Below are 6539 nucleotides of genomic sequence, written 5' to 3'. Positions count from 1 at the left end.
TAGCAGAAGCCGTGGATGCCATGGCTGCGGGCCAGGTCGGCCTGTGCCTCACGGATGGCGGGCACGCGCAGGTCGTAGTAGCCCAGGTCCGCCGGGATACGCGGCTGCTGGTGACCGGGGAAGAGCGGCGTCGCCTGCTTCACGTTGCGCCACTCGGTGAATCCCTTGCCCCACCACACATCGTTTTCCGGGATGGGATGGAACTGGGGCAGATAGAAGGCGATCGCCTTAATGTCCCCTGGGACCGGGTGCTCTGCGATGCGCTTGCGAAGCTGCGCCGATACCACAGGTTTTGCTCTCCTGCGCTTCGAGGCGGCGCTACCGGCCGTGTCCGTCGGCGCGGCCTTGAGCTGATCCTCGACGCTTTGCCGATACGTCGTCTGCAGGCTGCGTACCCTGGCCGGCAACTTCAATCTCTCCGCGCCAAGCGCATGGCACTGCGCGATCTCGGCAACGTGCCTGTCTGCCTTGAGGGCATGCGTGACGCTTTCTGCATGGCGCCGGTGCACGTTGAGAGGATCGGCGATGTAGGCGATGCGCGCACCCGGCGCAGTCAGTACTTCCAGATACAGGCGCCAGTCACCGGCCATGCGGAAGGTCTTGAGTTCTTCCTGGCAGGCATCGAGCGCGCGCAGCAAGGCCTCCCGGCGCCAGACCACGGCACTGACGTTGAGGATGAGATTGCGCACGGCGAGATGACGGCGCACGAAGTCATCCCCGTCGAAGGTGCCCGACGTAGTCAGTGTGCCGCGGCCGTCGTGCTCGTAGTAGTCCTTGTAGCTGTCCCACAGCGGGCTGCCGTCGTAGTTGATCGTGCGGCTGTCGGAAAAGCCGAGGCAGATCGCGGGGTCGGCCTGCATCGCGCCGACCACGGCGCCGAGAAACTCCGGATCCGTCAGGTCGTCGGCCTCGGCGATCCACAGGTACTCGCCGGTCGCGAATTCCGCGGCCTTGCGCCACTGTGCGAACACCGACCCGGAGTTCGCCTCGCTGGACAGGAGCGTCACCTTACGATTCCACTCCCGGGCGATCTGCGGGATCACGTCCAGGCTGTCGTCGCTGGAGCAGTCGTCGAGCACGAGTATCTCGTGCACGGGGTGGGTCTGCTGGAACACCGATCCCAGCCGCGCCGGCATGAAGCGCGCATAGTTGTAGTTGGGGATGGCGACCGAGACGGCAGGCAACCGGGGAATCGCCAGCCGCAACAACTGGCGAACGTAGCCGCCGAAATCGAGATGCGTGCGCACGAACTCCTTGCGCCGCGCGGCATCCTCCGCGCGTTTCCCACCGCGCACCAGACGGGCCAGTTCCTTGCCCATGGCGATGACATCGCCGGGCGGCACCACAGTGCCCATCCGATGCCGGGCCAGGAAATCCGGCATGCCACCCGACCCGTCGAACACCAGCACCGGTAACCCCGCGCCGAGAGCCTCCTGAACGACTGTGGGAAAAGCGTCCTCGCGCGACGTGAGCACGAAAGCGTCGGCCGTGAACAAGAAACGCTCGACGTCGTTCCGATAACCCTGCATGTGGAAACTGCCCGTGCTTTTCGCGCCGTCGATATCCGCGGTCAGCAAGTCGCGCAAGGACGGAGATATGTCACCGATCCAGCAGAAATGCACTCGCTGCTTGGACAGGTGGTTCGTGTGCCGCCATAACTGCAGGAACAGGTCGAAGCCCTTGCGTAGATCGGCGTAACCGATCCCTAGCACCAGCTTCTCGCCGGCGGCGATACCAAGTTCCTCACGGATGGCCGCACCGCCATCCTCCGGCTCGGCGAGCTGCCTGTACATACCCTGCGGTAGCACCAGCATGCGGTCATCCACTTCCACTCCGACTTCGGCGGCGACCTGGTCGCGTACGACAGTGGCAGGGAATACGACATGACTGCTCAGTTCCAGCGCCGCCTTGGCGCTGGCCGCCAACTTTTTTTCGCGGATGATGTGCGGCAACTCGTGGACGAGGCAGATCGAATCGATGCCGTGATTCCGCAGATGGGTCATGATCAGCCCGGCCGCTGCGGTATTGACGATCGCGTGCGCGAAGCCGCGCATCTTGAAGCCTTCGACGTGTGCCGCAAGCGTCCCTCCGTCGGCGATGGTCACTGGCGCCACGTCGCGGTAGGTTTCCTCCAGCGTGCCGCCATCCAGCAGCAGGAACTCGACCTGCACGCCGCAGTCGCTCTGCAGCCGACGCGCGATATTGACGAGCAGATGTTGCGCGCCGTGGGGCCAGGCATCCTGACCGACGAGCAGAAGCTTGTAGTCGCCCGACACGGCGCCGACGACGGCACGACCGGTGGCGTTCAGGTAGGCCGAGCCATAATGGAGGTCCGGCTCCAGGTACGCCGCCTCGCTCCACTCGTTCCAGGCATTGATGCAGACGAAGTGTTCGCCGAAGAACGGCTTCTCGCCTGCCTTTTCGATGAGCTGGCCGAGCCAAGCCTGATACTTCGCGGGCGTCGAGCCCTGGAGAACAAGCCCGGTGCCTTGCCGGCGCGCGTCGTTGTCCCACCCCGGCACGGCGGTCTTGATCAGCGGGAACGAAGGCATTGGTTCGTCCACCGAACGGGCGACGACCTCGTCGTAGTTAAATACCTGGCCCGTGAACTCCATGTCGATGAGTTCAAGCTGGCCGGACATCGTCGGCATGTGAGCTACCAGCTTGTGTGGCGGGAACTCGACAGCGCCGTCAAAGCCGAACTCGGCCGGATTGATCGCATCGAAGGCCTGCGCCATGATCAAGATGGGATCCTCGTTGAACCTTTCCTTGAACAGGACGCGCCAGCGTATTAGCGACTTCTTCGGCTCCGGGATGAGGTCCGGGCGATAGATCATCAGCAGCGGACGGCCGTTGATGCGGATGTAACGCTTGTCCTTGAAGTGGTGGACGAAGCTTTCGAGCAGGTGCTCGTCGTCCTCGGGTTCGTAGTTTTGGGAGATCAGTACATCGCTCTCGGCGCCGTCCCAGCGGCGCGTCCAGTTCTCATTTGCCCACATGAGGGCGAACGGCATGTCGACGGACGGATCGGCGAGGAACTGCTCCAGCGGCTTTTCCATCAGCCGCTTGCCGTTGAAGTAGTAGTAGTAGTAGACAAAACCGTAGATGCCGCCGCCCCTGGCCATCGCCACCTGGCGCTTGAGCGTGTCAATGGAATCCAGCGAGTAGAAGCCGAGATCGCGCGGAATGCGCGGCTGGTAGTGCCCCTTGTAGCGCGACACACCGCGCGCGAGGTTGGTCCACTCGGTAAAGCCCCTGCCCCACCACCCATCGTTCTCGGGAAAGGTGTGGAACTGCGGCAGGTAGTAGGCCAGCACCTTAGCCTTGCGCGGCGCCGACGGTGGGATGGGTTTGAACTCCTCGAAGTCCGCCGAGGGCCCGGCGAACTGCTTTACCGCGTGCGCAATGGAGGCCTCGTCATCGGGAGGCGCACCGTGCACGCCGGGTTGATGCTTGTGATCGAGGTAGTGCAGGAACGGATTGTTCTTGAGGTCACCGCCCAGGTAGCGCTTTGCGTAGTAGCGGATATTGAACCAAGGTGAAGGACTGCGTCCTTCGCGGTAGCCGGTGAACAGGAAGTGCTCGAACGGGTCTATGCCGGCGTCGCGCACGTCCTTGTTTTCGGTCGCGTAATGCTCAACATCGAACTCCGGCAACGGGCTGAACCGGCAGGTTGTGCGATGCGCGAGATAGTGGGCGAGCGAGTTTTCGGTCTCGGGGATGGCGTAGACACGGCGATACCAGGCCGCGTCGAAGATGCGGCTTGGTTGCCGCCCTTCGAGATCGCCCACGCTCACGAAGTGATACAGCGGCTGGATGCCCGCATCGCGGACGTCAGGGTAGAGGTTCAGATACCAGGCGGGGTCGAAGTACAGGTTCGGCCGCCGGCCTTCCCGGTAACCGTCGAAGAAGAAGTGCCTGAGCGCCTCGTCCTCGGTCTGGAAGCTCGTCCCGTAGGCGGCGTTGTAGTAATGCCAGTCGAACAAGCCCGATTGCCGGACCTTGTCGAGCTCGGTCTGCGCGGCTTTGTCACGCTTTTCCACCCTCTGCTCGTCTTGGCGGGATATGTCGCGCTTGGGCGAAATGCCCAGCTCCCGGCCCTCGGTCAGGAAGTGCAGCAGGGGGTTTTCGGCTTCCAGCCCGCGCTTGGCGCATTGCTCCAGATAGTGCGCGGTGTCGAATTGCTCGTGCGGATCGCGCCCCTCCGCCGCGCCGTTTTCCAGGTAATGCGCGACGGGATCGAGTCCGTGGTCGGCGACATCCTTGTACTTGCACAGATAAAAATCGGCGCTGAAGAACGATGACTTGGAAATCAACTCGTATTGGTCCAAGAACGAGAGGGTGCCCGGTGGCGCCTTGTCTCCAATACGGGATTCCTGATTGTCCATCCTCGAAACCTATCGTGCGATCGTGGATCGAATCACTGTTTTGCGAACCCTTTCGGCAGGTCACCGAGAGCACCTGCTGCGCCGAAGTGTTCTGGCGACTGAATGATGGAGGGGATTGCCACATCTATGCCTTTGACATGCCACAACTGCCGGTTTGGCGCGTCAGGAGGCCCCTGCAAGGGTGAAAACAACCGACGTTTCCCGCCACGCTCGCATGCTACGCCTTCCCAGCCTCGGCGACGGCACCAGTTGTCGGGTTCAACGACCCGGCAGGCCAGGACTGCACGGTCCGGCACGAGGCGCTGCCCGACCACCTCCAGACCGAGGTCATCCAACCGGCAGAGCGCAGTCAAGTGAGGGGAAGTGAAGCTAGCGTCAGGCACGTCGAGGTCTTCCAGATGACTGGTGTAGGAACCTTCATCTTCGGAAGACCTCGACCCTCACTCCGTCAACGACACGCCGACCCGCTCTACAACTCGTCTGCGAAAAGAGCCTGACAAAGTAAGTTATCAAGCATGATTGACCTCAACAAAACCTTCGGGCATCTGAGCGACGAAGCATATCGCGACCTGGTCAACTCGATCGTGGATGCGGGCACGGCAGACGAGAACTTTCCGGAGTTTCCGTCGGAGGCCATCCAGGCGCAATTCGTCGGTTCGGCGTTTCGCAACGCCCTGGCCGAAGCCTTCGTCTTCTACGCCCACGTGAAGGCGATCATGCTCGCGGGTGGCCAAAGGCTCACGCCGGACAAGCAGTACCTCGACTTCGGCTGCGGCTGGGGACGTTTCATTCGCTTCTTCGGGCGCGAGGTCCGGCCGGAGAATATCCTCGGCGTCGACGTCGACCCGGACATCCTGGCCGTATGCAGGGATACCAGGGTGCCCGGACGCCTCGAACGCATCGAGCCCCTGGGCCGGGTTCCCGCGCAGGACGGTTCGATCGACCTTACGACGGCCTATTCGGTGTTCACGCACCTGCCCGAACAGGTCCACCTGCACTGGAAGCGCGAGCTGGCGCGGGTCACGGCGCCGGGCGGAACCGTCGCGCTCACGCTCGAGCCGCGCCGCTTCCTCGATTTCATGGAGACCATGGCCGGGTCGAGCCAGTCGCCGTGGCACCAGGTGATTGCGCAATACGCGCCCCAGGCGCAGGCGCTGAGGGATCGATTCGACGCCGGAGAGCTCGTCTACCTGCCGACGGGCGGCGGCCCGTTTCGACCAAGGGAGACCTATGGCGAGGCCGTCGTGCCGCTGGAGTATATCCGCTCACACTGGGCCGACGATTTCGATGTCGTGGAGTACTTGGACGACTCGAGCCGCTTTTGGCAAGCTGTCCTGATACTAAGGCGGAAGAAGTGACAGTATCACTGCGGCGTGGTGGTGCGGGCCAGCCAGGCATTTGCCAATCCGCGTTTCCGCGATCACATTCCGCTGATTCTCGGCGGCAGCGGCGAGAAGAAGACGATTCCGCTGGCCGCGCGGCTCTTCGATACACCTCAATCTGATGCCGGGATTCGACGAGCTGCCCCGCAAAGTGCGGGTCGCGCGGGAGCAGTGCGAGAAGATCGGCCGCGACCCGGCGACGCTGGAAACCAGCATGATGATCACGGTGTGCATCGACGAGAACGTTAAGCCCGACCAGCTACCCGCCGAGATGAGCCAGCGGATGGTGGCCGGCAGCCCAGACTCGATCGCCGATCAGATCAAGAGCAAAGTGATCGAAGCGGGAATCGACGGCGTGACCGTCAACTTGCCGTTCTACACACTCGGTGTCATCACCGCGGTCGGCGAAACGCTGCGCGCCCTAGTCGGTCTCCAGGTGGGCTGGGGCGTGTCTGACAATTGTTTCGCGTGTTATGACTGAGGCTTAGGTTATGTCGTGGTTTCAGTTGCTTCTGATGTTCAGTGGGTGTTGATCGAGGACTTGTTGCCTGTCCGGACGGGCAAGAAGGGCAGGCCTTTTCGGGACGCCCGTCAAGGTGGTGGAGGGGATCATCTACCGGTATCGGTGTCGGATCGCCTGGCGCGATGTGCCCGCGGTGTTCGGGCCCTGGCAGAATTGGTCGTTCTCGCGGTGGGCTGACCAGCGAGAGCCACCGTGTCTCGACGGCCTCGGGCGGCTACTGGTGGTGCTGGTCTTCGGCCGCACAAG

The 6539-nt window shown here is 62.8% G+C and carries 2 protein-coding genes and 2 pseudogenes; 2 read left to right on the top strand and 2 right to left on the bottom strand.

Features of this window, described 5'->3' with window-relative positions:
• Together AC5Y5E_RS30290 and AC5Y5E_RS30285 are read right to left on the bottom strand one after the other, a co-directional pair.
• On the bottom strand, positions 1-4388 hold a 4388-nt coding region (locus AC5Y5E_RS30290), incomplete at its 3' end, for a glycoside hydrolase family 99-like domain-containing protein (RefSeq protein WP_499907701.1).
• 164 nt (positions 4389-4552) lie between these two features.
• A pseudogene (locus AC5Y5E_RS30285) lies at positions 4553-4771 on the bottom strand (ISL3 family transposase); the annotation flags it as partial.
• 132 nt (positions 4772-4903) lie between these two features.
• Here AC5Y5E_RS30285 and AC5Y5E_RS30280 point away from each other — a divergent pair.
• Both AC5Y5E_RS30280 and AC5Y5E_RS30275 read left to right on the top strand, forming a co-directional pair.
• Entirely contained in the window at positions 4904-5746 is an 843-nt protein-coding gene (locus tag AC5Y5E_RS30280) for a class I SAM-dependent methyltransferase (protein WP_499907699.1), read from the top strand.
• A gap of 24 nt (positions 5747-5770) precedes the next feature.
• Positions 5771-6251, top strand: a pseudogene (locus tag AC5Y5E_RS30275) (LLM class F420-dependent oxidoreductase); the annotation flags it as partial.
• Positions 6252-6539 lie beyond the last annotated feature (288 nt).

It is taken from the genome of Mycobacterium sp. NGS54 (genome assembly GCF_059812465.1).
This window is presented reverse-complemented; position numbering and strand designations above follow the sequence as displayed.

Excerpts from the sequence above, each read along its gene's own strand:
- AC5Y5E_RS30280 (WP_499907699.1), top strand. The coding sequence starts at position 4,904 with ATGATTGACCTCAACAAAACCTTCGGGCATCTGAGCGACGAAGCATAT.